The 22,596-nt window shown below is 44.1% G+C and carries 23 protein-coding genes and 1 riboswitch; of the genes, 10 read left to right on the forward strand and 13 right to left on the reverse strand.

The genetic code is table 11. From position 1 onward, the window contains the following. The first annotated feature begins 828 nt into the window (after positions 1-828). Complete coding sequence (locus tag ACXACN_RS16675) at positions 829-1,050, forward strand: hypothetical protein (protein WP_089654745.1); 222 nt, start codon at positions 829-831, stop codon at positions 1,048-1,050. Here ACXACN_RS16675 and ACXACN_RS16680 read toward each other — a convergent pair. Then, positions 1,047-1,205 carry a hypothetical protein gene (locus tag ACXACN_RS16680; protein WP_474965924.1) on the reverse strand — a complete coding sequence of 53 codons (159 nt, stop codon included), beginning with the start codon at positions 1,203-1,205 and terminating at the stop codon, positions 1,047-1,049. The genes ACXACN_RS16675 and ACXACN_RS16680 overlap by 4 nt on opposite strands. Positions 1,206-1,378: 173 nt before the next feature. Here ACXACN_RS16680 and ACXACN_RS16685 point away from each other — a divergent pair, with 173 nt between their 5' ends. The 4 genes from ACXACN_RS16685 (at position 1,379) to ACXACN_RS16700 (ending at position 5,267) form a co-directional block, all read left to right on the forward strand. Continuing rightward, positions 1,379-1,936, forward strand: a complete 558-nt coding sequence (locus tag ACXACN_RS16685) for a methyltransferase family protein (RefSeq protein ID WP_474965926.1) — start codon at positions 1,379-1,381, stop codon at positions 1,934-1,936. Positions 1,937-1,948: 12 nt separating this feature from the next. Next, on the forward strand, positions 1,949-3,460 hold the full coding sequence (locus tag ACXACN_RS16690; protein ID WP_474965927.1) for a phytoene desaturase family protein: 1,512 nt from the start codon (positions 1,949-1,951) through the stop codon (positions 3,458-3,460). A gap of 147 nt (positions 3,461-3,607) precedes the next feature. After that, the gene (locus tag ACXACN_RS16695; protein ID WP_474965928.1) at positions 3,608-4,594 is read left to right on the forward strand and encodes a sodium:calcium antiporter; all 987 of its coding nucleotides are present in this window, start codon (positions 3,608-3,610) and stop codon (positions 4,592-4,594) included. A 37-nt stretch (positions 4,595-4,631) separates the two neighbouring features. Further along, positions 4,632-5,267 carry a uracil-DNA glycosylase gene (locus tag ACXACN_RS16700; protein ID WP_474965930.1) on the forward strand — a complete coding sequence of 212 codons (636 nt, stop codon included), beginning with the start codon at positions 4,632-4,634 and terminating at the stop codon, positions 5,265-5,267. Between the two features lie 96 nt (positions 5,268-5,363). On the opposite strand, the gene ACXACN_RS16705 is transcribed toward ACXACN_RS16700, so the two are convergent. Further along, entirely contained in the window at positions 5,364-6,011 is a 648-nt protein-coding gene (locus tag ACXACN_RS16705) for a hypothetical protein (protein ID WP_474965932.1), read from the reverse strand. Next, a complete protein-coding gene (locus ACXACN_RS16710) occupies positions 6,004-6,570 on the reverse strand; it encodes a sigma-70 family RNA polymerase sigma factor (protein ID WP_474965934.1) in 567 nt (188 codons plus the stop codon). Before ACXACN_RS16710 ends, ACXACN_RS16705 begins: the two co-directional genes overlap by 8 nt. Positions 6,571-6,755: 185 nt before the next feature. Between ACXACN_RS16710 and ACXACN_RS16715 the strand changes: the two genes are divergently transcribed. After that, a complete protein-coding gene (locus ACXACN_RS16715) occupies positions 6,756-7,709 on the forward strand; it encodes a YndJ family transporter (protein WP_474965936.1) in 954 nt (317 codons plus the stop codon). 198 nt (positions 7,710-7,907) lie between these two features. On the opposite strand, the gene ACXACN_RS16720 is transcribed toward ACXACN_RS16715, so the two are convergent. The 5 genes from ACXACN_RS16720 to ACXACN_RS16740 form a co-directional block, all read right to left on the reverse strand. Further along, positions 7,908-8,003, reverse strand: a complete 96-nt coding sequence (locus tag ACXACN_RS16720; RefSeq protein ID WP_146818406.1) for a putative holin-like toxin — start codon at positions 8,001-8,003, stop codon at positions 7,908-7,910. Positions 8,004-8,221: 218 nt separating this feature from the next. Beyond that, a complete protein-coding gene (locus ACXACN_RS16725; RefSeq protein ID WP_474965937.1) occupies positions 8,222-9,625 on the reverse strand; it encodes an ammonium transporter in 1,404 nt (467 codons plus the stop codon). A 29-nt stretch (positions 9,626-9,654) separates the two neighbouring features. Next, positions 9,655-9,996, reverse strand: a complete 342-nt coding sequence (locus tag ACXACN_RS16730) for a P-II family nitrogen regulator (protein WP_474965939.1) — start codon at positions 9,994-9,996, stop codon at positions 9,655-9,657. A 214-nt stretch (positions 9,997-10,210) separates the two neighbouring features. Beyond that, positions 10,211-11,251: a ribonucleotide-diphosphate reductase subunit beta gene (locus ACXACN_RS16735; RefSeq protein WP_474965940.1), complete on the reverse strand. Its 1,041-nt coding sequence runs from the start codon at positions 11,249-11,251 to the stop codon at positions 10,211-10,213. Between the two features lie 17 nt (positions 11,252-11,268). Then, complete coding sequence (locus ACXACN_RS16740) at positions 11,269-13,482, reverse strand: ribonucleoside-diphosphate reductase subunit alpha (protein WP_474965942.1); 2,214 nt, start codon at positions 13,480-13,482, stop codon at positions 11,269-11,271. A gap of 144 nt (positions 13,483-13,626) precedes the next feature. Next, a riboswitch (cobalamin riboswitch) is annotated at positions 13,627-13,800 on the reverse strand. Positions 13,801-14,031: 231 nt separating this feature from the next. On the opposite strand from ACXACN_RS16740, the gene ACXACN_RS16745 reads away from it, so the two are divergent. Next, on the forward strand, positions 14,032-14,652 hold the full coding sequence (locus ACXACN_RS16745) for a class I SAM-dependent methyltransferase (protein ID WP_474966898.1): 621 nt from the start codon (positions 14,032-14,034) through the stop codon (positions 14,650-14,652). 116 nt (positions 14,653-14,768) lie between these two features. Here the strand turns inward: ACXACN_RS16745 and ACXACN_RS16750 are convergent, their stop codons facing one another. After that, on the reverse strand, positions 14,769-15,614 hold the full coding sequence (locus ACXACN_RS16750; protein ID WP_474965943.1) for an alpha/beta fold hydrolase: 846 nt from the start codon (positions 15,612-15,614) through the stop codon (positions 14,769-14,771). A gap of 208 nt (positions 15,615-15,822) precedes the next feature. On the opposite strand from ACXACN_RS16750, the gene ACXACN_RS16755 reads away from it, so the two are divergent. After that, positions 15,823-16,248, forward strand: coding sequence for a pyridoxamine 5'-phosphate oxidase family protein (locus tag ACXACN_RS16755; RefSeq protein WP_474965944.1), 426 nt, complete (start codon positions 15,823-15,825; stop codon positions 16,246-16,248). 41 nt (positions 16,249-16,289) lie between these two features. On the opposite strand, the gene ACXACN_RS16760 is transcribed toward ACXACN_RS16755, so the two are convergent. Together ACXACN_RS16760 and ACXACN_RS16765 are read right to left on the reverse strand one after the other, a co-directional pair. Next, positions 16,290-17,171 (reverse strand): cation diffusion facilitator family transporter, encoded by an 882-nt coding sequence (locus tag ACXACN_RS16760; protein WP_474965946.1) that lies wholly within the window; start codon positions 17,169-17,171, stop codon positions 16,290-16,292. Between the two features lie 175 nt (positions 17,172-17,346). Continuing rightward, positions 17,347-18,726 carry a DUF2254 domain-containing protein gene (locus tag ACXACN_RS16765; RefSeq protein ID WP_474965947.1) on the reverse strand — a complete coding sequence of 460 codons (1,380 nt, stop codon included), beginning with the start codon at positions 18,724-18,726 and terminating at the stop codon, positions 17,347-17,349. A 220-nt stretch (positions 18,727-18,946) separates the two neighbouring features. Between ACXACN_RS16765 and ACXACN_RS16770 the strand changes: the two genes are divergently transcribed. Together ACXACN_RS16770 and ACXACN_RS16775 are read left to right on the forward strand one after the other, a co-directional pair. Next, on the forward strand, positions 18,947-19,390 hold the full coding sequence (locus tag ACXACN_RS16770; protein WP_474965949.1) for a GNAT family N-acetyltransferase: 444 nt from the start codon (positions 18,947-18,949) through the stop codon (positions 19,388-19,390). A 67-nt stretch (positions 19,391-19,457) separates the two neighbouring features. Further along, the gene (locus ACXACN_RS16775) at positions 19,458-20,912 is read left to right on the forward strand and encodes an aldehyde dehydrogenase family protein (RefSeq protein ID WP_474965950.1); all 1,455 of its coding nucleotides are present in this window, start codon (positions 19,458-19,460) and stop codon (positions 20,910-20,912) included. Positions 20,913-20,965: 53 nt separating this feature from the next. On the opposite strand, the gene ACXACN_RS16780 is transcribed toward ACXACN_RS16775, so the two are convergent. Next, positions 20,966-21,142, reverse strand: coding sequence for a hypothetical protein (locus tag ACXACN_RS16780; protein ID WP_474965952.1), 177 nt, complete (start codon positions 21,140-21,142; stop codon positions 20,966-20,968). Positions 21,143-21,377: 235 nt separating this feature from the next. Then, positions 21,378-22,550 carry an aminotransferase class I/II-fold pyridoxal phosphate-dependent enzyme gene (locus ACXACN_RS16785; protein ID WP_474965954.1) on the reverse strand — a complete coding sequence of 391 codons (1,173 nt, stop codon included), beginning with the start codon at positions 22,548-22,550 and terminating at the stop codon, positions 21,378-21,380. Positions 22,551-22,596: the final 46 nt, after the last annotated feature.

Below are 22,596 nucleotides of genomic sequence, written 5' to 3' on the forward strand. Positions count from 1 at the left end.
CTACACAAAAGTGCAACCTTTTTTGGTTGCACTTTTTATTTTTATATAAAGTGGCAGGATTCTGTAAGACTTGATTTCGAGACTTTTGTTGGAGCTAAGGGGATCCGGGAAAAGGTTCGCTTTCCGTGGGCGAGTGATGAGCCTCCTCGAGCTAAAGCTCTGCGGGGTCTCATCTACCACGCACTTCCCACAGGAGTCTCACCGTTTCCCTCCGCCCCTTTGCTATATGAGGTTCTCGAAATCGCCTCTAACCGTAACCGGACGAGTTATGTAATGAAGACCTGCACACCGACGCCGTTTTAGAATCGTTTTAACCAAAGGTCCTGCATGAATAAAGCGAGGAAACAGGGGCTGGGAAACGTCCGCATGAAAACCGAATGGAAACACGAACGTGTATGTCTTTCTCCTGACTGATCCAAAACACTGCAAATCGTTGTTTCCCTGACCCCGTATCCATGGCCAGGAATTGTCTGTTCATTCTTTCAACAGGACAAGGCTTCCTCTAAGGATGCGAGGTGTGTGCTCACCGCGCTCCTGCGGAAAGCGAGTCATTCCCCGAAGCCCCCATCCACTCAACAAACGTCTCGAAACTGAGTCTTCCACAAACAGGAGAGTTTATGGAAGAGAGGGGAACTTTATGATGAGTCCGGCTGTTTTATGCAAACAGCTGGACTTTTTTATGGGAAGCTATTGGATTTGTTGATTGGATACAAAGGGTTTTGGTTGAGAAAGAAGAATATAAGTAACGAAGAATAGGAGAGGGGTGACGTGTACCTAAAGCCTCACATGGGTATAGTAAAAGATAGATAACTTGGAAGAGGTGATGCAATGTTTTATTCAGTGACGTTACAAAAAATAATCTTTCTTACAGGAATCGGTATTATTATCGGCGCCATCATCGGGTTTTCTTCCGTCCTTGGATTTGGTCTTGATGGCTCTGTTTTCGTGCTATCTATGTTCTTGAGTATCATCAGTGTCTATGCGACAGCCATGTACGCGGAACTCTACCATATCCGTGAAGCCATTAATAAACAGAACAAAAACCTCTAAGGAAAATCATAGAAAAAACTGAATACTAGAATGGCTATGTACAAGGTGCCTACAATGGCCATCGTCCAATACGTGGACTTCGTTAGCTTTTTAAAGATCACGAAGTAAGTGGCAATCACAGCCAATAGAATAAAAACACTATAAAAAATGTCCAAGGTCTTTCCCTTCTTTCGTTCGTATTGTTGCTATTGTAATGGAAATTGATCTTATATGCGAGGGAAGGGAAGGGAAGGATCTGGATGTATGGAAAATGGAAGGTATAGGTGTGGTTTATCTACAGGTTGGAAAGGGAACAATGGAAGATAGTATCCAGAGAGGCGGGTGCTCCATGACCCTGTTTGATGGATTGTTTTTAATGATTACAGCCCTATGGCTGGCAGAGTTTTTTATTTTCAGAAATGATCGGTCGGGAGGTGGCGGCTCCTATGAACGCCGTTCTTTTCTACTTATTCTCGCTGCCGTTGTCTTAACACTCATATTTTCTCTTTTTATGCAGGAATGGCAAATCGGCATTATCCATCATCAAGCCATCTGGTGGAGTGGACTTGCGGTATATGCTCTCGGGGTGGGGTTGAGATATTGGGGCATTCTTCATTTGAAAGACCAATTTACGAGAAACGTCTCTGTTCAAGAAGGCGACCGCCTCGTTAGCAGTGGTCCTTATCGTTTGCTCAGGCACCCTCTCTACACAGGGCTTTTATTCATCATTATCGGGTTTTGTTCAGGGCTTGGCAACCTGTATGCCGCGCTTATTTGTGGGATTTTCATGACAATCGCGTTACTACATAGAATCAAGCTTGAGGAAGCGATGCTCGTGGAGCAGCATGGAGACCGATACAGGAAATGGTGCCGTTCGAGGTACCGGCTGATTCCTTTTGTCTATTAATTTTGGAGGTGGATGGATTTGAAAAAGAAAACAGCGGTTGTAGTTGGAGCAGGTCTAGGTGGCATGTCAGCAGCTATTCGACTGTCAGCAGATGGCTATGATGTGAAGATTATCGAAAAGAACAGCAACATCGGTGGGAAGTTGAACCGCCGGGAGGGGAAAGGGTTCACATTTGATACTGGTCCATCCATATTAACGATGCCATGGGTGCTCGAACAGCTTTTTGAAAGTGTGCACCGTCGTTTAGAAGACTATATAACGGTGGAACGTGTTGAACCTCAGTGGCGCACACTTTTTGAAGATGGAACACAACTGGATGTGACGAGTGATCTTCCTAATATGCTGGAGGAAATGGCGAAGGTTACAGATCGACCTAATCGAAAGCTGACCGATTTCCTATCCTACAGCCAGGATATGTATGAACTTTGTATGAAGAGTTTTTATAAATACAGTATTGAAGACTTGAAAGACTTGAAGAAGCATCATAAATTGAGTGAATTGTTCCAGATGGATCCGATGAACACGGTGGCGAAAGCGACACACAAACACTTTGATAATAAATACTTGGAACAGCTTTTCAATTATTTTGTCATGTATGTCGGCTCCAACCCTTACGCGACGCCGGCGATTTTGAATCAACTTGTTTATGTTCAGCTTGGCCTCGGCATCCATTATGTCAAAGGTGGCATGTACAAGATTGCTGAAGGTATGGGGCGTCTTATGGAAGAGCTTCGTATCGATGTGGATTTAAATACTCCAGTCCAACGTTTCGTCGTTGACGGTGATCGTGTCATCGGTGTAGAAACGGAGGAGGGCACGATTCACGAAGCGGATATCGTCGTCTCTAACCTTGAGGTCATTCCAGCTTATCGGAAGCTGGCGCCACAAACGTCGAAGGTGAAGAAAGAAACAAAATCCCTCGAGAAGAAGTTCGACCCGACGGTATCAGGACTGGTGTTATTGCTGGGTACGGATCGCAAGTTTGAGAACTTGAAGCATCATAACTTCCTTTTCTCTGAAGATCCGGAAAAAGAATTCAAGCAGATCTTCGAAGAAGGCAAGCCTGCGGATGACCCGACGATCTATATCGGGATTTCGGCAAGATCTGATGAAACTCAAGCACCTGAAGGAAAGGACAACCTTTTTGTACTGACACACGTCCCACCGCTTGAAAATAAAAAGCGTAAACCGATTGACTGGGATGCTTACCGTGAAACGGTGTTGGATAAGCTAGAACGCATGGGTATGGAAGGGTTGCGCGATTCTATTGAGTTTGAGTACCGTTTCACTCCTGAAGATCTAGAAACCTTGTATGGTCCAAATGGCGGATCCATTTATGGGATAGCGGCTGACCGCAAGTCCAATGGTGGGTTTAAAATTCCTTCCAAGAGTCAAATTTATGACGGGCTTTATTTTGTTGGTGGCTCTACTCACCCAGGTGGAGGCGTCCCTATGGTCACATTGTCTGGACAGTTGACTGCGGACTTGATTAAAGAGAGAGAGTCTGAACCGGTTCACCAATAATTCAAAAGCTCAGTGCCTTCGTGGTACTGAGCTTTTTGCATGAGAAGCAAGAAAATCCTGTGTTCCATTCATTTACTGTTTATGTCTGCGGAAGGTAGGGAATGGTTGTAAAATGCCATATTGAAGTTGAGTTGAAGGAGTTTTTTTATGAGCGACTGGATGATCTTTGCTCTGTTTTTCATATCGGGTATTTTAACCTTTTTCATAGCCTCAAGACTTGCAATCTTCGGGGATGCCGTGAAGGAAAAAACGAGTGCATCTTCTGCTTTCATGGGGGCGATGATTGGGATAGCGATCTCGCTGCCTGAATTGACCTCAAGTGTTACGGCGATTGTCATTGACAGTCCTGATTTGGCTGTTGGAAATTTAATCGGAAGCAACCTTTTCAATATCATGGGGCTTGCGATTTTTGATATTGTCTATCGTCGCTATCAAATATTGACGCATGCCACAGCGGAAAGTAAGTTATACGGCTGGCTTGTGATTTTAATGACACTCATTGTCATCGCCGGTTTGAGTTTGACTTTGCCCACCCATATTTTTCACATCAGTTATACGTCAATTGTTATTGTAGCTCTCTACTTTATTGGTTCGAAGTTCATCAATGACCGTACAGAATACCAAGGAAGAAAAGTGAAACGACAAAATGAACGTTACAAGGACTACTCATACAAACAGGTGCTTTGGCGCTTCATTCTATATGCTTTTCTTATCATGGTTATTGGTAGTGTCCTAACGATTACAGCTGAACGGATATCCGTCATAACAGGGATTGGTGCATCCTTTATCGGTGCCTTCTTAGTAGCCATCAGTACTTCTTTACCTGATGCCGTCAGTGTAGGGACAGCTCTTAAACTAAGGAATTTTAATCTGGGAATCAGCTCGTTACTAGGTAGTAACGCATTTAATTTAATGATTCTTGCAATTACGGATTTCATTTATTTTAAAGGGAACTTGTTGCAAGAATCGTCACCTGCAAACATGGTCACTGGGGTGACATCGATCGTGTTTATTCTATTAATCATTTACAGCATTACAAGGAAGCACGCGCGTGCATGGAATTACTTAATTCCTTCCTTGCTCATCATTGTGACTTATTTTGTTACTACGTACCTGGCATTTCAGATGAAATAATGGGAAATGACTGCTTTTAAAAGGATGGTGGAAGTCGATGGATTGGCCTGAATGCCTAGTGGATGAAGCAAAACAAAGGATAGAACCCTATGCTGTTGAAGGTTTCGTTCTTGGCAAGGGGGATGATCGTGGCAGGGTCATGATTGTCGGTGAAGCCCCTGGGGAAAATGAGGCGGTTAAAGGAGAGCCCTTTATTGGACGGGCAGGGGATGAACTGGACAAACAGCTGGACTACCTCGGTTTGTCCAGAGAAGAGGTTTACATTACCAGTGTTGTAAGGAGCCGGCCTTATAAATGGGTGAAAACGAACAAGAAGGGTAGTGGAGGCAAGCGGAAAGCCAATCGTAAACCAAACCAAAAAGAAATTTATGCCCACGCCAAGTTGCTTGACTATCAAATTGAAAGAATGAATCCTGAGATCATCATCGCTCTTGGGGGAGTGGCCTACGAACGTCTGACCGGTGATAAAGGGAAAATCAGCAATGTCGTCGGTGAAGTCATCCGTACCCCTGTACAGAAAGAAGCGGGAGGGGGATATGAGGTAACAGAGAATGACTATACCATTGTTCCCCTCTATCATCCGGCAGCCATTTTTTATAATCCGAAGATTAAGGAAGCTATCTATCAATCCCTTGATCGCTTGAAAGCTTACATGAGACAGGAAAAGAAATGAACGATAGATTTTTCGTCCGTGAGCGACCATGAGCTTCTCCATATAGAAAAAGAGTCACCTTGATCGGTGGCTCTTTTTCTATATGGAGAAGGGGGATTAACTATCTCCTTTGTGATTCATGCTATTTTTTTCGAAAACAAAGTAGCCTTCTGTGCTAGCCGTTGCAGAACCTATTCCTGTACTTCTCCAGCTGCGGATGGCGATTTTGTCCTTTCCTTCTTCTCCTTTGATTCTGTAAATCTTTGTTTCAGGAAGAAAAGCGGTGACGCTCTCTAATGCAACAGACTCCTCGTCGTGGTTTTGATGGTTGATTGTACCGATGACTTCTCCAAGTTCTTTTGGAGTGACCCTCTTTGCTGTTTGGAAAAACTGCTCATCCTCATGGATCACGTACGTTTCCCTAACCATCTTTGACGTCTGTTGTTTTTGTGAGTTGTCCGCTTTCACAAATGTAGAAGGTGGCTCTACAACAGCTGTTTTCAACTCGGGGGGCGTGTCTTTGCTTGTCAGTAACCCAGCTGTTCCTGGAGTTTCTTGGTTTTGTGAAAGTTGCCATCCTGTAAATAAAAGAATGGTTGCTGTTGGGATGAGTAGTGTTTTCATACTTAGTGAGAATTGTTTTTTTTGCTTTTTATATGAAGATTTAAGCACCATTTTTTTCATGTGTCTTTCATCAAATGGGACCTGGTCATACTTCACATTCCGGTCCATTTTTTTTAATTTGCGATCAATTAAATCACTCACTCTGGGAACTCCCTTCCGATGTTAACCGTTCCTGCAATAGTTGACGGGCGCGTCTTAAACGAGTCTTTACGGTGTTCGGACTTGTATTCAACACGTTCGCCAACTCATTGATGTCGAACTCTTCAAAGTAATATAAGATGATGATTTCTCTGTATTTATCTTCAAGCTGCAGCACATGAGCCAGAAGGGTTTCGTCCTCATCCTGTTGCAGCACGGATTCTTCTGGCGTTTCCCTGGTAGATGGGATGGAGCGGAATAGGTCCGTCCCTTTTTTGACGACTCTCTTCATGTACGAACTCTTTAAATGATCCTTGCATAAGTTGATTGTGATTTTGTACAACCATGTTTTTATGGTCGATTCTTTTTTGAAACTGGCATATTTCTGGTATGCTTTAATAAACGTTTCTTGAGTAATATCTTCGGCAATCGCATAATCTTTTACATACGAATAAGCGAGCCATTTCAAATCATGGCCGTATTCCTGAATCCATGCTTCTAGCTGTTCCTCATCCAGTTCTTCGGGTTCATATGTAGATTGTGAGCGCTGGTTGCGTATCAATTTTTCCCACCTCATCTGTTTAGACGACACTCCCCGAGAATAAGTTTTCGTTTTGTTCCATTTCTAATTCGCTTATCTATGTATTCGATAGACAAAACCGTTTTCCTTTATAAAAAATGAGGGAGGATCGCAGGTGTTTGAAAGAACGCCTGCACAATTCTCTACGATTACCGGAGGGGTATGGAATGCAAAGACCTGGACGTTGGCTTGCTGTTGGAGGGTTTTTCTTATGGATCCTATGGAAAATCTCTTTTCCAATTGATTGGATCGAATTCTCTATAGGTTTCAGTTTATTTGTCCTTGTTCCACTTTTGCTTGAAGAAGCCATCAAAGAATCAAGAGGGGATCGAGCAGGTCAGTGGACGTGGCACTGTCTCTTATGTTTGTTTCCATTTTCTATATCGGGGGTTCTATCTTTAACTATGCAGGCAGGTTGGGAAGCGGCAGCTTGGGGAATGATTTGGTTTCTTTATACAGTATCAGTGGCCGCTGGGGGCGTGTGGCGCATCCGATTACGTCAAGGGGCGAAGGTAGAAGAAGTCTGTATTGATGTCGGTTTTCTTTATTTTGCTTTCGCGGGCCTTTTTCTCTTCTTATCCCGTCTCCCTATACAAAACATCGGTTCATTTTCTACCCGCGAATGGATGGTACTGGCTTTGTTTTTTCATGGAGTCGTTTTCTTACTGGCGGTGATCACCGGGGTGTTTGGGAGGTATCGAAAAGAGGTAGAAGTTAAGCCGCGTGCGAAAGTCGATGCTGCTTACCGCTCTTTAGTTGTGTTGGTCCTACTCAGTCCTGTGATCGGTTTCTTCAGTTTTTTATATGGAACGGTAGCAATTATTCTCTCGATCGTCATCTTTTCCGTTTTATTTATTTGGATGTGCCTTTGGTGGTTCTGGTTATCGGTTGAGTTTAAGCCTTGGGTACAGACGGCGCTGATTCTGACGAGCATTTTGGGGTTCAGTATTGTCGGCAGTGCACTGTGGAAGGGGCTGAGTATTGGTCGTTTGAGTAGTGTGGGGTTGCTTGCGACTATTCCCCCATATGGTTTCTTTTCGGCCTTGCTCTTTTTATGGCTGATTGTTTTCGCGTGGCGGGGAGTGAAAAAGCCGCAACGGATCATCTCTGACAGTGAATGACTGGGTGGTGTATGTTTCACGTGGAACTCAGGAGGCCCTGTCCATATGTGTCAAAACCTGGTGAGGATTATAGCAAAAGCTTCCTCTTCAGTTATTTAGGTTTTATGCTATAATAAAAAGTGAAATGGCGACAGCTGCAACTGTCGCCAGGATACCGTTCGCATATAATGGATTTTAGGCCTTCACTTCGTGTGGGGCCTATTTTTTATTGTTCATTTTTATAATGAGCGCAAGGAGCGTAATGATGAACGTTCCGAACGCGAACATGATCATAAGAGATTCATATGTGCTCATCGATGGCCTCACACCCTTTCTATCACAGTCTTTTTCTTTTAATAGAGAACGGTATCTATCTACAAGGATATCATATTTACCGAAAAATAAGAACGTATGTTCGTAAAATAGACAGAAGGAACTAAAAAACTCCGGCTCATCCTTAATGAAAGCCGGAGTTTTTTTATATGATTGACCTTGGGTTTGTAGGGGGACCAAGGTGAATCCACTTTTAAATGTTATTGTGCTGTCTTTGTTTCTGTAGGTGTTTGCGGTTTTTGTTCAGAGTTCAAGCCATCAAGTCTGTGAAGCAATCCGACACCGAAGTCACCATCGGCGCTAGGGTTGATGTTCTCATTGAAAATTCCTCGGCTCGTTTCGTAGGCCTGGGACCCGTGTTCGGAGAAGTCAAGGCCTGAGATTTCCTCTTGTCGTGAAACGCGGATACCGACCGTACTTTTTACGATGAAGACAACGACGGCTGTAGTAAGCATCGTCCATGCAATGACAGATAGGACACCGATTGCCTGGATGCCTAGAAGACCGGCTCCGCCGCCGTAGAAGAGACCACCTTCAACAGCGAAAAGGCCGACAGCGATTGTACCCCAAATGCCGCAGATTCCGTGCACAGCGATGGCACCGACAGGGTCGTCAATGCGAACGATTCGATCAAGAAACTGAACGGCTTCTACTAGCACGATACCGGCGATTAAACCGATGGCAAGAGCGCCAGCTAAGGAAACGTTGGCTGTCCCTGCTGTAATTCCTACTAAGCCTGCAAGGGCACCATTCAAAGTGAGGGATGCATCTATGCGTTTGAACTTTGCGTAAGAATAGAAGGCGGAGCTGATAATTCCTGCAGATGCCGATAACAAAGTAGTTGCAATAACGGAAGGAACGAGAGATGGATCTGCAGCTAGCGTGCTTCCTCCATTAAACCCGAACCAGCCGAACCATAGGATGAAGACACCGAGTGCGCCTAGAGGGATGTTGTGACCAGGGATGACGTTCACTTTCTTGCCGTTATACTTACCAAGACGTGGTCCTAAAAACATAACGGTGACGATCGCACCAAGTGCTCCTGTTAAGTGGACGACTGTTGAACCGGCGAAATCAACAAAACCGAGCTCGGAAAGCCATCCTCCACCCCAAACCCAGTGACCGACGACAGGGTAGATAAATCCGGTCATTACAACAGTAAGTAGAAGATAAGAGCCTAGTTTCATACGTTCAGCAACGGCACCAGAGATGATCGTTGCACACGTGGCGGCAAACACAGCCTGGAACACGAAAAATCCGATTTGATCTTCTTGACCGTTTAGTAGGAAACCATCGATCCCAATGATTCCGCCGCCAGAAGTACCAAACATGATCCCGTATCCGACCACAAAATAAAGAACGGCAGCGATGGACATCGTCATGAAGTTCTTCATTAAGATGTTCAGTGCATTTTTTGAACGAGTGAATCCAGACTCAACCATAGCAAAGCCTGCATGCATGAAGAAGACTAAGAAAGCGGCAATCATGACCCATACCATGTCGACGGACTGCAGGACAGATTCTGCGGATACGGCTGTTTCAGCGCTTGCCACAACCGGGAATCCAAGAAGTGCAAATAGGAACAGAGGGACGATTTTTCTCATAAATAAAATCTTCCTTTCGATATAAAGTATTAGATTAGTGCTTGCTTGCCTGTTTCTCCTGTTCGGATGCGGAACACTTCATCAATAGTAGATACGAAAATTTTCCCATCACCGACTTCATCTGTAGCGCAGGTATTGATAATGACATCAATGACAGATCCTAATTCACTGTTCTCTACGACCATTTCTACTTTGACCTTGGGGTATAGCTTGATTTCAAATCGGCTGCCTCTGAAGATCCCTTCCTGCCCTTTTTGTTGACCGCATCCAGCAACTTCGGATACTGTCAGTCCTTTTACGCCTAATTCATCAAGGCTCTGCCTCAATTCCTGGAACGCTTCAGGACGGATGATTGCTTCCACCTTCTTCATGACTATAGTCCTCCTTTTTCATTCCGTGTAAGGTTTCCTGACACGGTGGGTAAGTAATTAAAACTAACTATAAAGTAAATATTCTGAAAAATCAATACACTTTTTGATAATATGTAAGAAAAGATGACATAAAAGCGCTTACTTGATTAAAAGGAAGACCAGGTCATCCAAATTATGGATGACCTGGTCAGGTAATTTCTGGTATGTGACTGCGTTATAGATCGTCGAAGCCGTTGGATTCGGATACTTTGGTGTACTGGCGTGATTTTTGTTCAAAGAAATCGGATTTTCCTTCATCGACTTCCTGGTAAGCTCGGATCCATTTTAATGGATTTTCCGTATAGGAAGGAAACGGTTTTTCTGCACCGAGGAGCCGGCAGCGTTTGTTGGCGATGTAACGGATGTAATCTTCTAAGTCCTGGATGGGTATGCCTGGGAATTGGTTTCCGATCAGGTGCCGTGCCCATTTGATTTCCAAATCAGCTGCTTGTTTAAACGTATCACTTACGAATGTAAGATAGAAATCTCGGTCCAATTCAGGATTTTCACGTAAGGTTTCGTTAAAGATATGCCCGAACAAGCTGACATGGATTTGTTCATCACGGTTAATATAGTTGATCATTGTACTTGTGGAAACCATCTTCTGATTCCGAGCGAGATTATAGAAGAAAGCGAATCCGGCATAGAAGAAGAGTCCTTCAAGAACGACATCATACACGATGGATTTTAGAAAACTGTCTACAGAAGGGTCATCAGCAAACGTTTGGTAGCCATCGGTAATAAAGGTATTGCGTTCTTTGAGCACTTCATCATGCTTCCAATAATCAAAAATCTGTTCCTGTTCTCTTTGATCGACGAGCGTGGACAGTACGTAAGAGTAGGATTGATTATGCACGACTTCCTGAAAGGCAAGCACTTGCATTAAGGCAGATAAACTGGAGTCGGTTAAATACTCAGCGATTTTACCTGAATAATCGGTCTGTACCGAATCTAAGAAAGCGAGCAGTCCGATAATTTTCTTGAATGCGGTTTGTTCCTGCTCTGAGAGCTCTGGCCATTGCTTCAAGTCGTTGCTCATGTTGATTTCATTGGGGATCCAAAAATTTGCAAGCATTGTCTTGTACATCGGATAGGCCCATGGATAGCGGGTGTCATCCCAATTCAATATGTTTGAACTTCTTCCGTTGATCACTCCTGTTGAGGCATTCGGTGCTTCATAATCCACCAGTTTTCTTTTTTGTATCGATGCTGTCATGGTAGACTTCCTCCTTTTTATGATGAACAGACTTCACAATCATCGAATTCTCCCTGACTGGATGTTGAGCGGGTATAATAGGTCGTCTTCAAACCGTGTTTCCATGCGGACAAGTGCAAATCCAACAGTTCTTTCGCCTGGATGTTATTTCTTACATAAAGATTAAACGAGACAGATTGATCCACATACTTCTGCCTGATGCTGTTCTGCCTGATGCTTGCATGTTGGTCGACATCGTAGGCGGATGGATAGTACCCATAGGTTTCATGAGTTAAATCAGGCGCCGTGACAGGAATCTTGTAATCTTTTTTCTCTTCTGAATAAAACTTTTTGAAAATCGGATCGATACTGGCTGTACTTCCTGCAATGAGAGAGGTGCTTGAGTTTGGTGCCACCGCCATCAAGTATCCATTTCTCATTCCGTCCTTGGATACCTTGTCCTGTAAGGCTTTCCAGTTCCATGTGCCATCTTGGTCAAGCGTTCGTTTAATGAAAAATTCTCCCGTCTGCCAATCTGATCCTTCGAATTGAGGGTAGCTTCCTTTTTCTCGAGCCAACTCCGAACTTGCCTCTATGGCATGATAAGCGACGGCTTCATATACTTCCTTTGTATAGTCGAGCGCTTCCTGTGATTCCCAATCTATTTTCTTCTTAGCAAGAAGGTGGGCCCATCCGAACGTTCCGAGTCCAACACCACGATAGGATTGGTTGGTGAGTTGGGCCTGTAAAACAGGTAGGGTATTCCGGTCGATGACGTTATCGAGCATACGAACTTGAATGGAAATCAAGCGCTTCAAAACTCCGTTCGTAACGGCACGTCCGAGATTGATGCTCGACAGGTTGCAGACAACGAAATCTCCTGGTGTCTTGACGGTGACGATTTTGCCATCTTCGACGTATTGTTCATCCTGAATGGTCGGTTTCTGATTTTGAGTAATTTCAGTACACAGATTGCTGCAATAAACCATACCCGTGTGGTTGTTCGGGTTCATGCGGTTGACTTCATCCCTGTAGAACATATATGGCGTACCTGTTTCAAGTTGACCGATCATGATGCGCTTCATAATTTCGATCGCGGGCACTTTTTCTTTAGAAAGGTCTGGATGGGCGACACATGCCGCATATTTTTCTCGGAAGGACCCGGACCCCTTTTTTTCATCATAATGGTCTTCCAGCGAGTAACCCATGATGCTGCGGACTTCATGAGGATCGAACAAGTACCAGTCCTCGCGGTTTTCGACCGCCTCCATAAAAAGGTCGGGGATAGATACTCCTGTAAATAGGTCATGGGTTCGCTGGCGTTCGTCCCCGTTATTTAAGCGGCTATCGAGAAAAGGAAAGATATCTTTGTGCCATACGTCTAAATAGACAGCGACTGCCCCTTGGCGCTGACCAAGTTGATCCACACTGACCGCCGTGTTGTTGAGCTGTTTCATCCATGGGAGGATCCCTGAAGAAACCCCTTTAAATCCGCGGATGTCACTTCCACGGCTTCTGATTTTACCTAAGTAAACCCCGATGCCCCCTCCGTGCTTGCTCAGGTTGGCGATATCGGTGTTGCTGTCATAGATGGACTGTAAGGAATCATCGACTGTGTCAATGAAGCAGGAACTCAGCTGCCCATATCGTTTACCAGCATTGGCGAGGGTAGGAGTAGCGACAGTCATGTACAAATGACTCAGCGCCCAATATGCTTCTTTGACTAGAGGAAGGCGTTTGGATGCTTTTTCTTCCGCCATTAATACCATGGCGATGATCATGAAACGCTCTTGAGGAAGTTCATAAACTTCTTTCGTTTTGCTTTTCGCAAGATAGCGGTCACTTAACGTTTTCAAGCCAATGTATGTGAAGAGATGGTCGCGTTCAGGTACGATGGAAGCTTCCAATTCGTCTATTTCTTGTTTCGTGTAGTATGTAAGAAGATTCTTGGAGTAAATGTTTTTTTCAATTAATGTTTGTATCAGCTCATGAAAGTTCTCATAAGGGCCAGTTGTAGATCGATGGTGTGCAGACGTTTCGTACAGGTCTTCGAGGTGGATGCGGCTTGCTATATACGTCCAGTCTGGACTGGTTTCATCGATTTCTGACAGACATTCCAGAATGAATGCGTGTTTATCATTCTTAAGGGTCGGTGATTTATCGATCAGTTGCTGCACATGTAAATGGGGGAACTCTGCTTTCAATTGTTGTATGCTCTCCTGCCATGAGCTGTTTTTTGTTATGGTTTCCATTCTCTTTTCACTCCTTAAAAGTGAGGGTTTAGAAAAATAAAAAATCCGCTCAACAGAAATTGAGCGGATGAAACCATGAAACGAAGAGAAGACATGAGAGTCTTCGTTCCATCGCTTCATCTTCTCAATCCCCGAAGAAGTTGAAACTGCGACGAACGAAGACAGGTCTCCTGGCTGGCACTCGATCTTACTCTGGTCCTTCCCGTGCTGAGCACAGTGGAATGTCCATTTCGCGAGTGGCGACAGTTGCGGGGGCAGCTCCGGATTTTAACCGGATTCCCTATTAAGCCTAGTGGCATCTTCTGTTCGTAGATACTATATATAGTGTGTTTTTTAATTTTGTTTAGCTTATATTGTGTTTACATCATAACGCTGAAGAAGAAATCATGCAACTCTTTTTTTATTGATCATCGACAAGAATAGAGCTATCTTCTCTTTCATGATCCGCTATAATGGGGGATAGGAAATATTTTCGAAAGGGATGATGGTGTGGCTCAAACATTTAATTGGCATAAGGAAGCGGAAAAACAATGGAACGATCGTGCAGAAATGTGGAATTCCAAAAGTCGGGAGATGTGGGACGACGGGAGCAGGAGCAGCATTGTTCCTTTTTTGACCAAACACATAACGAGAGGGAAGGTTGCTGATCTTGGATGCGGTGATGGATATGGGTCGTACTTGCTTTACAAGGAGGGCTTTGACGTTACAGGACTCGATTTGTCAGAGGACATGGTGACGCGTGCGAACAAGCGAGTGAACGATGAAAGAATCTCATTTGTTCAAGGAGATCTGACAAACCTGCCGTTTGAGGGAGACTCTTTTGATGCAGCGATGGCAATTAATTCACTAGAGTGGACAGAGGTTCCGTACAAAGGCCTGGAAGAAATGAAGCGGATCTTAAAGCCGGGAGGCCGGTTATGTATCGGATTACTCGGACCTACAGCGATGCCACGCATCAATAGTTACCGCAGGGTATACGGAGAAGAAGTCATTTGCAACACGATGATGCCATGGGAACTTCAAAAAATGGCAGAGGAAACCAGCTGGACCTATGTAGAAGGTCAAGGAGTGTACAAGCGTGGAGTGGAAGACCACCACATCGCTGAACTGGATGAAGAATTAAAGCAAGCTTTAACCTTTATGTGGATCTTCATCTTTGAAAAGCAATAGACATCAAAAAAAGCACCCGAAAAGCGGGTGCTTTTTTGTTTGGGAATATTTGTATGACCTGGTCCGCCAGTTCCGTACATGAATGTAAAAAAATGTATGACCTGGTCTGCACCTTGTTAATCTCCATCCTTCCACAGGAATTCTCTCAGTAGTTGGTCGACTTCTTCAAGTTCGTGGAGGCCTGAATGTGTGGCTAATGGGTTGTAGAGGCGTTTTTCTTCATACTGCCCAAAGGGGACGATTTCTTTTAATCCACTCACACTGGATGCGTGGACAAGGCCGTCCCAATGCTCGTCTTCAAGATCATCGACGTTAATGACCCCAGCAATGGCGAATACATCCACATCATTTGGAAACTGATCTTTGTTCTTTACCATCTGCTTTAAAGCTTCAGAGTCCGGTCGCAAGTCAGTCGTTGCTGCTCCGTAGTTGGATGCGAAGTAGCCTTCTTTCTCGATGCCTTCAAAAGGGCTTGCGATTACGGACAAATTCTCTACTCGAGGCACAGAGTACTGGTGGTCACTCAGCAAGTAATTGACCGATGCTAGACCTCCCATTGAATGGCCGACGAGGTTTACTTGTTGGATATTGTAATCGGCCTTTAAACGCCGCATGATTTCAGAAAGCCAGTGCGTTTGGTTATAGACACTTGCGCGGTTGTTCTCAAACAGCACTTGAATAAAGGGGTTGTGCGTGTCTGCAAAATCGCCACGAATGGTGACATGTCCTCGACTGGAAACATAAACCGTCATATGTTTCTGTCCCCATTGGAGATTCTGCATCCGGTCCATCATCGTTTCAAAGCTGCGTGGTCCACCTTTAAAGCCATGGACGAACAAAGTGGGGACAAGGTCTTCACGATCCACGGGTTCTGAACTTCCCGGTCTCGAGTTGATCATGAAAAAGAGCAGACCGATCAGCAGGGAACCCAACAAGATCGGTGCCCATTTTTTCCATAGCATAACGTTTTCCTCCTGAAAAACAGATCTATGAATAGTGTAACGGGTAACGCGTGTCGCGTCTTGGTATATTTATGAAAAAACAATGACAATGTGTCGAAGATATCCTTAGCATACCCTGACCCACCCGTGTACATCGAAGGGTTTATCTCCCATTTTTCGGGGAAAACTGAAATTGTAAAAAGATTGGATTACGGAAAGGAGCTTTCCATTGAATCAAGAAGAATTAAGGAAGAAGATCCACGAAGTCATGGAGCAACATAAAGTTGGAACACTTGCCACTGTAAAGGACAATAAACCCCATTCGCGTTATATGACATTTTGGAATGATGACGAATTCACGTTCTACACACCGACGAACAGAGAAACACATAAAGCGGATGAAATCGAAGCGAACCCACATGTCCATATTCTCCTCGGATACGAAGGGGAAGGTTACGGAGATTCGTATTTAGAAGTCGAAGGACAGGCAAAGATTCGTGAAGACCAGGAAATCAAAGATAAGTTATGGAACGATCACATGGATCGCTGGTTTGATGGCAAAGATGATCCAGAATATGTGGTCCTTGAAATCTTCCCTGAAAATATACGCTATATGAACCGTGGCGAAGATACACCTGAACGTCTAGATCTATAAAAAAGTAAAAAGTGGCCAGCTGCTTGCAGCTGGCCACTTTTTTATTCAAGGGAACAAGATTCGTCTTCGTATTCAATTTCCAGAGTAATGTGCTCGAGTGAAATAGGGTGTAAAATCTTTTTCACTTCCTCCTTCACCTTACAAATCTCCTCTTTTGTCGCTTCCGCACGTACAACGATGTGAGTGGAAAACGCATGATTCTCTCCATCCATCGACCAAAGGTGGGTGTGGTGACTGGATCTCACATCATCCAAATTATTTATTTCTTGAATCAAATCCTCAAGGTTAATTCCGGACGGTACCCCTTCCAGAAAGAGTCGCATCGTCTGGGTAAGATTTTTTACCACGTTATATAAAATGAATAATGTAATGCCAATCGAAGCAATCGGATCCAGAATTGGTACATCAAAAAACAGCATAACGATACTGACACCAAGGACGGCTACCCAGCCAAGGACGTCCTCAAGCAGGTGCCAGGTCATGACCTTCTGGTTCATGGAGTCTCCGCCTTTAAGCCGGAAAACAGCTGCCCCGTTGACGAGGATACCCAGGATGGAAATAGCAATCATACCTCCGACGTTCGGCTGCTCAGGATTCAATAGACGAGGGACGGCTTCTGTCAAAATGAAGACAGATCCGACGATAAGGACCACACTGTTGATTAATGCCGCCAAAAGCGAGAATCGCCGGTAACCAAATGAAAAATGATCCGAATGTCCTTTTCGGGAGAATTTTTGTAAGTACCAGGCGAGACCGAGAGAAAGGGAGTCTCCAAGGTCGTGTAATGCATCGGAGAGAATCGCCATACTATTTGTCAATAGACCGCCGATCAATTCGATAATCGTAAAAAAGAAATTAAGGAAGAAAGCGGTTTTGATTTTGCCAGTTGTTGAATCGATGTGATGGTGGTGATGATGTCCCATGATGCTCACCTCTCATATATGATTATATGTTCATATATATAAGATAGGAAAAATGGAGGCCAATGTCAATTCGTATAGGTTATATCGACATCCAACTGACTATAGACCTCTACCATTCCACAATCATGAAAAAGTTCAGGTAGACGATTCCTGAACTTTTCCCAATGCCATGATTTTAATCCACGGGGTAGAACCGGCGTTGAATCGAATAATAATCGAGCTTATTGCCTGTTACTCTTGCTAATCTCTCCAATGCTTCCAATAGAAAAGTTTTGTCCAGCTCATAAATGACTTTAGTTTCAATATGGTCGATGGTATTGCACGCGAATCCCCATAACATTTGGTGCTTCGATCTGTCGATGGATTCTGCGACCATAGCAATGGCATCCACGAGCTCCGTAATGATCAGATGATTGTCACGAGCATAGTGACGAATATAGCCAAAGCCACGATAGATGTAGGACTCAAACGATTCAGAAAGCAGAATGACTCGTACTTGTTTCTCTTTATCCATCAAGTAAGGGGTGAATGTAATATAATCCTCAACCGTAAGCATCAGCTCAGCCATCTGATGGATGGTGTTGGTTGCGGTTTTCGGGTCATCATTACCAAGAGATTTAATGGCAATTTCGGCTAGTTTGTGCATCCCCATTTGGATATCTTGCAGTTCTGTTTCTTTGTAATCAATAATGACCATTTTGCAATACTTATCTTCATCAATGGATTCAGCCCCTGGCCCCCAGTAGCTGAACAAGAGGTTGTTTTTTAAGATGTAATCTCCCACTTGAGCATGGAATTGTATCAGGACGTCATCTTTTCTTGCTTCTTCAATCATCCTTCTATAATCCACAAGCTGAATGTATCCAGACTTAATGGCTCTGATCGGTTTCGCATTCGAGCGTTCCGCTTCCATTAAGTCTCCTGGTTCTTTTGTTCGGTAAGGTTCGAGGTCCTTCCTCAAGGTTTGGTTGATCATTTGCTCGGAAGAATGTTTCATCGTATCAGTGATGTTATGCACTTGCATCCAAGTAGTTGCGTGGTTAATGAAATAGATGAATGTAACGGCGGACGTAAAGGCTAGGAATATCGTGACGATGGGAACCGCTACAAAAAATTCGTGTCTCGTGTTCCCGATAAATAGGAAGACCAGAAGCACATAGACAAAATTCCCGTTAAAAATCCCAAGCGCGTGCTGCGTCCTGCGGTCTGATACGAAGTTGAGGAGCATTCGTGGAGAGAACTGACCACTAAATGTCGTCAACACGACGAGCAGGGAGTTCAATGTAAAAGCACTGAGTGTCAAAATTCCCCCGATGAGTGTACTGACAAGCATGCGTGTGATTTCTGCATTGATTCGAAAAAATTCAAAAGTATACTGCTCGATTTGGAAAACGAGATCCAACAGCAAAGTCACCACAACAAATAAAATAGACAATAAAATATAGTAAAAAGGCATGTACCATAAGGTCATCTGTATTTCATGTTTTCGCTGCCGTTTAGACATTTTCATATATTTCCGTAATGATACGGGTAATAACTTTAGAAACATAAGCATCGTTTCCCTCCTTTCCTGCTAGGAATTGTAATCGTAGTTTCCCCTTCACCCGGATCAATAAAACGAGAATAGGATATTTTTCTACAAAAACTTTCAAACCCAATCATCGAGAAGACGGAATGGATAGTCGTGAATTCTTACATTTGCATAGATGAAGCTTTGTCAGGTCAAAAACGGTAAGGTATATTGAATAGATAATCATGAAAGAGGGGGATATAGAATGGAATGGGTACATAAAACGTTTGCTCAACTTTCAAAAAAGGAAATGTATGAGATTTTGCAGACACGGGTTGAGGTTTTTGTCGTTGAACAGGAGTGTCCTTACCCAGAAATCGATGGAAGGGACGAGGATAGTCTCCACATTTGGATGGAAAAAGAAAAGGAAATGGTGGCGTACTTGCGCATCGTTCCGCCAATGGAAGGTGAGAAGTACCACAGCATTGGACGCGTACTCGTCAAAGAGGGGCATCGAGGGTTTGGATATGCCCGAAAAATAATGGACCGGGCCATTGAAGTATTGAAAGAAGATTACAAGGTCACTCATATTTCGCTTCATGGGCAGGAGCATTTGCGTCAGTTTTATGGATCTTTCGGTTTCAAAGAAGTTTCAGACGTTTATCTTGAAGACGGGATTCCACACGTCGATATGCTGATGGAAGTCTAAATCGTTTCACTTCCTCTATGACCGGGAATGATAGCTTTGTGAAAAGTTTCCGAATGGAGGTCTTGAAATGAGTCCAAAAACGTTTACTAAACAATACATCAATGGTCAGTGGAAGAACGGTTCCAGTGAAAAATATGTAGAGAATATTAACCCTTATACACAGCAAACGATTGCTTCGATTCCCTCTGCAAACGAAGATGACCTTAACGAAGCCTATGAGGGAGCCACAAAGGCTCAAGAATCCTGGATGATGACACCCCCTGCCAAAAAACAGGCGTATTTTGATCAACTTCTAAAAATCGTCCACGAGAGGAAAGACGAAATCGTGGACTGGCTTGTGAAAGAAGCAGGTAGTACGCTTGTTAAAGCAGAAGTGGAATTTCAAGCGGCTGTCAGCATTATCCGGGAATCTTCCAGTTTTCCGACACGGATGAGCGGACAGATTCTCCCGTCCAATACACCAGGAAAGGAAAACCGGGTGTATCGTTCTCCAAAAGGGGTGATCGGTGTCATCGGCCCATGGAATTTCCCTTTTCATCTAGCAATGAGGTCCATAGCCCCAGCTGTGGCGACCGGAAACACCGTTGTTGTCAAACCGGCTTCTGATGCACCAGTTACATCTGGATTACTCATTGCTGACCTTTTCGAGGAAGCAGGGTTTCCTGAAGGAGTGATCCATGTCGTCGTTGGTCGAGGTTCAGAAATTGGAGATGCTTTCGTGAAACATCCGGCAGCGAAGTTGATTTCATTTACAGGATCAACCGAAGTCGGCAGCCATATTGGTGAACTCGCTGGGAAATATATAAAGGAGACAGCCTTAGAGCTCGGTGGAAACAATGCCATGATCGTTCTTGAAGATGCGGACATCGATCAAGCGGTGGAAGCAGCGGCTTTCGGGAAGTTCCTTCATCAGGGACAGATTTGTATGTCGTTAAACAGAATCATTGTTCATGAACATGTGCACGATGCATTCATCGAGAAATTTAAAGAAAAGGTAGAGCGTCTGAAAGCTGGCGATCCATCAGAAGCAGATACCGTGATTGGTCCACTCATCAACCATGATGCCATAGAGCGGATTCAAGAGGATTTAAAAGAGAGTGTAGGCCGGGGCGCTGAAATTCTCACTGGAGGCGATTTGGATGGCAGTATCATGCAACCGACAGTCTTGACGGGCGTTACGAGCGACATGCCTATTGCTGCGAATGAAATCTTCGGGCCAGTGGCATCCGTTATCCAAGTGTCAACGGAACAGGAAGCGATCGAAGCGGCGAACCAATCTCCGTATGGGTTGAGCGGTTCTGTATTCACCCGTGACGTGCATCGTGGTGTGGAAGTAGCCAAACGCGTAGAGACGGGGATGATCCATGTGAATGATCAGTCCGTCAATGACGAGGCACATGTCGCCTTTGGTGGTGAAAAAGAGTCAGGTCTTGGCCGTTTCGGAGGCGAGTGGGCGTTAGATAAGTTTACGACCGTCAAGTGGATTGGTGTAATGAACGGCTATCGCGAATTTCCATTTTAGGTGATTGCATTGGATTAAAGAAGCAGAAGCTCTCAGGATAGAGCTTCTGCTTCTTATTGTTTGAGTTTATATTTCTCAACTTCCCATTTTGGCCCGGACTGTATATATAGGTTCAACTTCTTAGCATATTTCAATGCTTCTTCTTCTTTGGTGAAGACCCTCTCTCTACGGTCGATCGGGTCTTTCAGAATTTCTAATACACGGTCATCTTTTCTTACAAGCGCATACACTTGAACCCCTCCTGTAAAGTTCATGTAGAATGTTTGTATAACTAATTAAAATACATTTTGAACAAGTATTCAATATTTACTTTTAAAAAAATTCTATAATGCTTAGACTTTATTCGACAGGAGGAGAAGGTCAACGGTGGTTTTTGAAGCTTATGAATATAAGGGGTCGCCGATTTGTTTAGAAGTAAAAAAAGACAGGACTTCCTCTTAGGGAAGTCCTGTCTTTGTCCTTGTTTTATTTCTTTTTAAACGCCTTAAAGCGTTCAACCGCATCACGCAAAGTTTCTTCAGAATTGTTTAATCCAATTCGCACATAGCCTTCTCCATATTTACCGAATCCGATTCCCGGGGCAACAAATAATCCTGTCTCTTCCAACAAATCGTCCGCAAACCCTTGAGAAGTATACCCTTCAGGCACTTGCAGCCAAGTAAAGAAGGAACCTTGGCAAGGGGCTACATGATATCCCGCTTCTTCCAGACCATGGACAAGAAGGTCTCGTCTTTTTTCATAGGTTTCGGCAAGGTCTGTGACACATTGTTGTGAACTCAATAAAGCAGTGGCGGAAGCTTTCTGCAAACCACCGAAGATACTGCAAAAATAGTGGTCCTGAATGACCTCTATGGCTTGAATTACGCTTGGGTTACCGACAGCAAAAGCGACCCGCCAACCGGCCATATTGTACGTTTTTGACATGGTATAAACTTCAACGCCGACGTTTTTTGCACCTTCGAATTGCATGAAACTGAGCGGTTTATTCCCATCAAATCCAATGGCTCCATAGGCAAAGTCATGGACGACACAGACATCGTTCTTTTCTGCTTCTTCGATGGTTTCTGCAAAAAAGTCTGCATCGGCCATCGCTCCGGTTGGATTATTCGGGTAGTTTAAAAACATGAGCTTGGCTTTGTTCCAGCTTTCTTCATCGATTTCTCCGTAGTCAGGCAAAAAACCATTCTCTTCACGAAGGGGCATGGATTTCATTTCTGCGCCTACCATTTCAATACCAGACCAGTAATCAGGATAACCAGGGTCAGGAACAAGCGCGACATCGCCTGGATCGAGAAAGCATTGGCTAAGCTCAACGAGACCCGTTTTGCTGCCGGGCATAATGGCCACTTCCGTTTCTGGATCGATGTCCACATCATATTCACGTTTATAAAATTCTGCTACAGCTTCCTTTAAAAATTCATACCCGTGGAAGGGAGGATATTTGTGGAAATCAGGGTTTTCGGCCCCTTCCTTTAGGGACTGCACAATGTGGGAGGGAGTGGGTTGGTCAGGGTTTCCCTGCCCTAAGTTCAAGGTGTCATATCCACGATTCTTGTATAGATTTAATTTATCAATCATGGTTGCGAAAAATTGATCGGGAAGACGTTGGATGGCTTTGGATGTTTGAAATTGTTTCATGTTTTTCACCTCGGGTATTTTTTTGAAAAGTCGTACAAAAAGATAA

Source organism: Halobacillus sp. AWM4_238, from assembly GCF_056158265.1.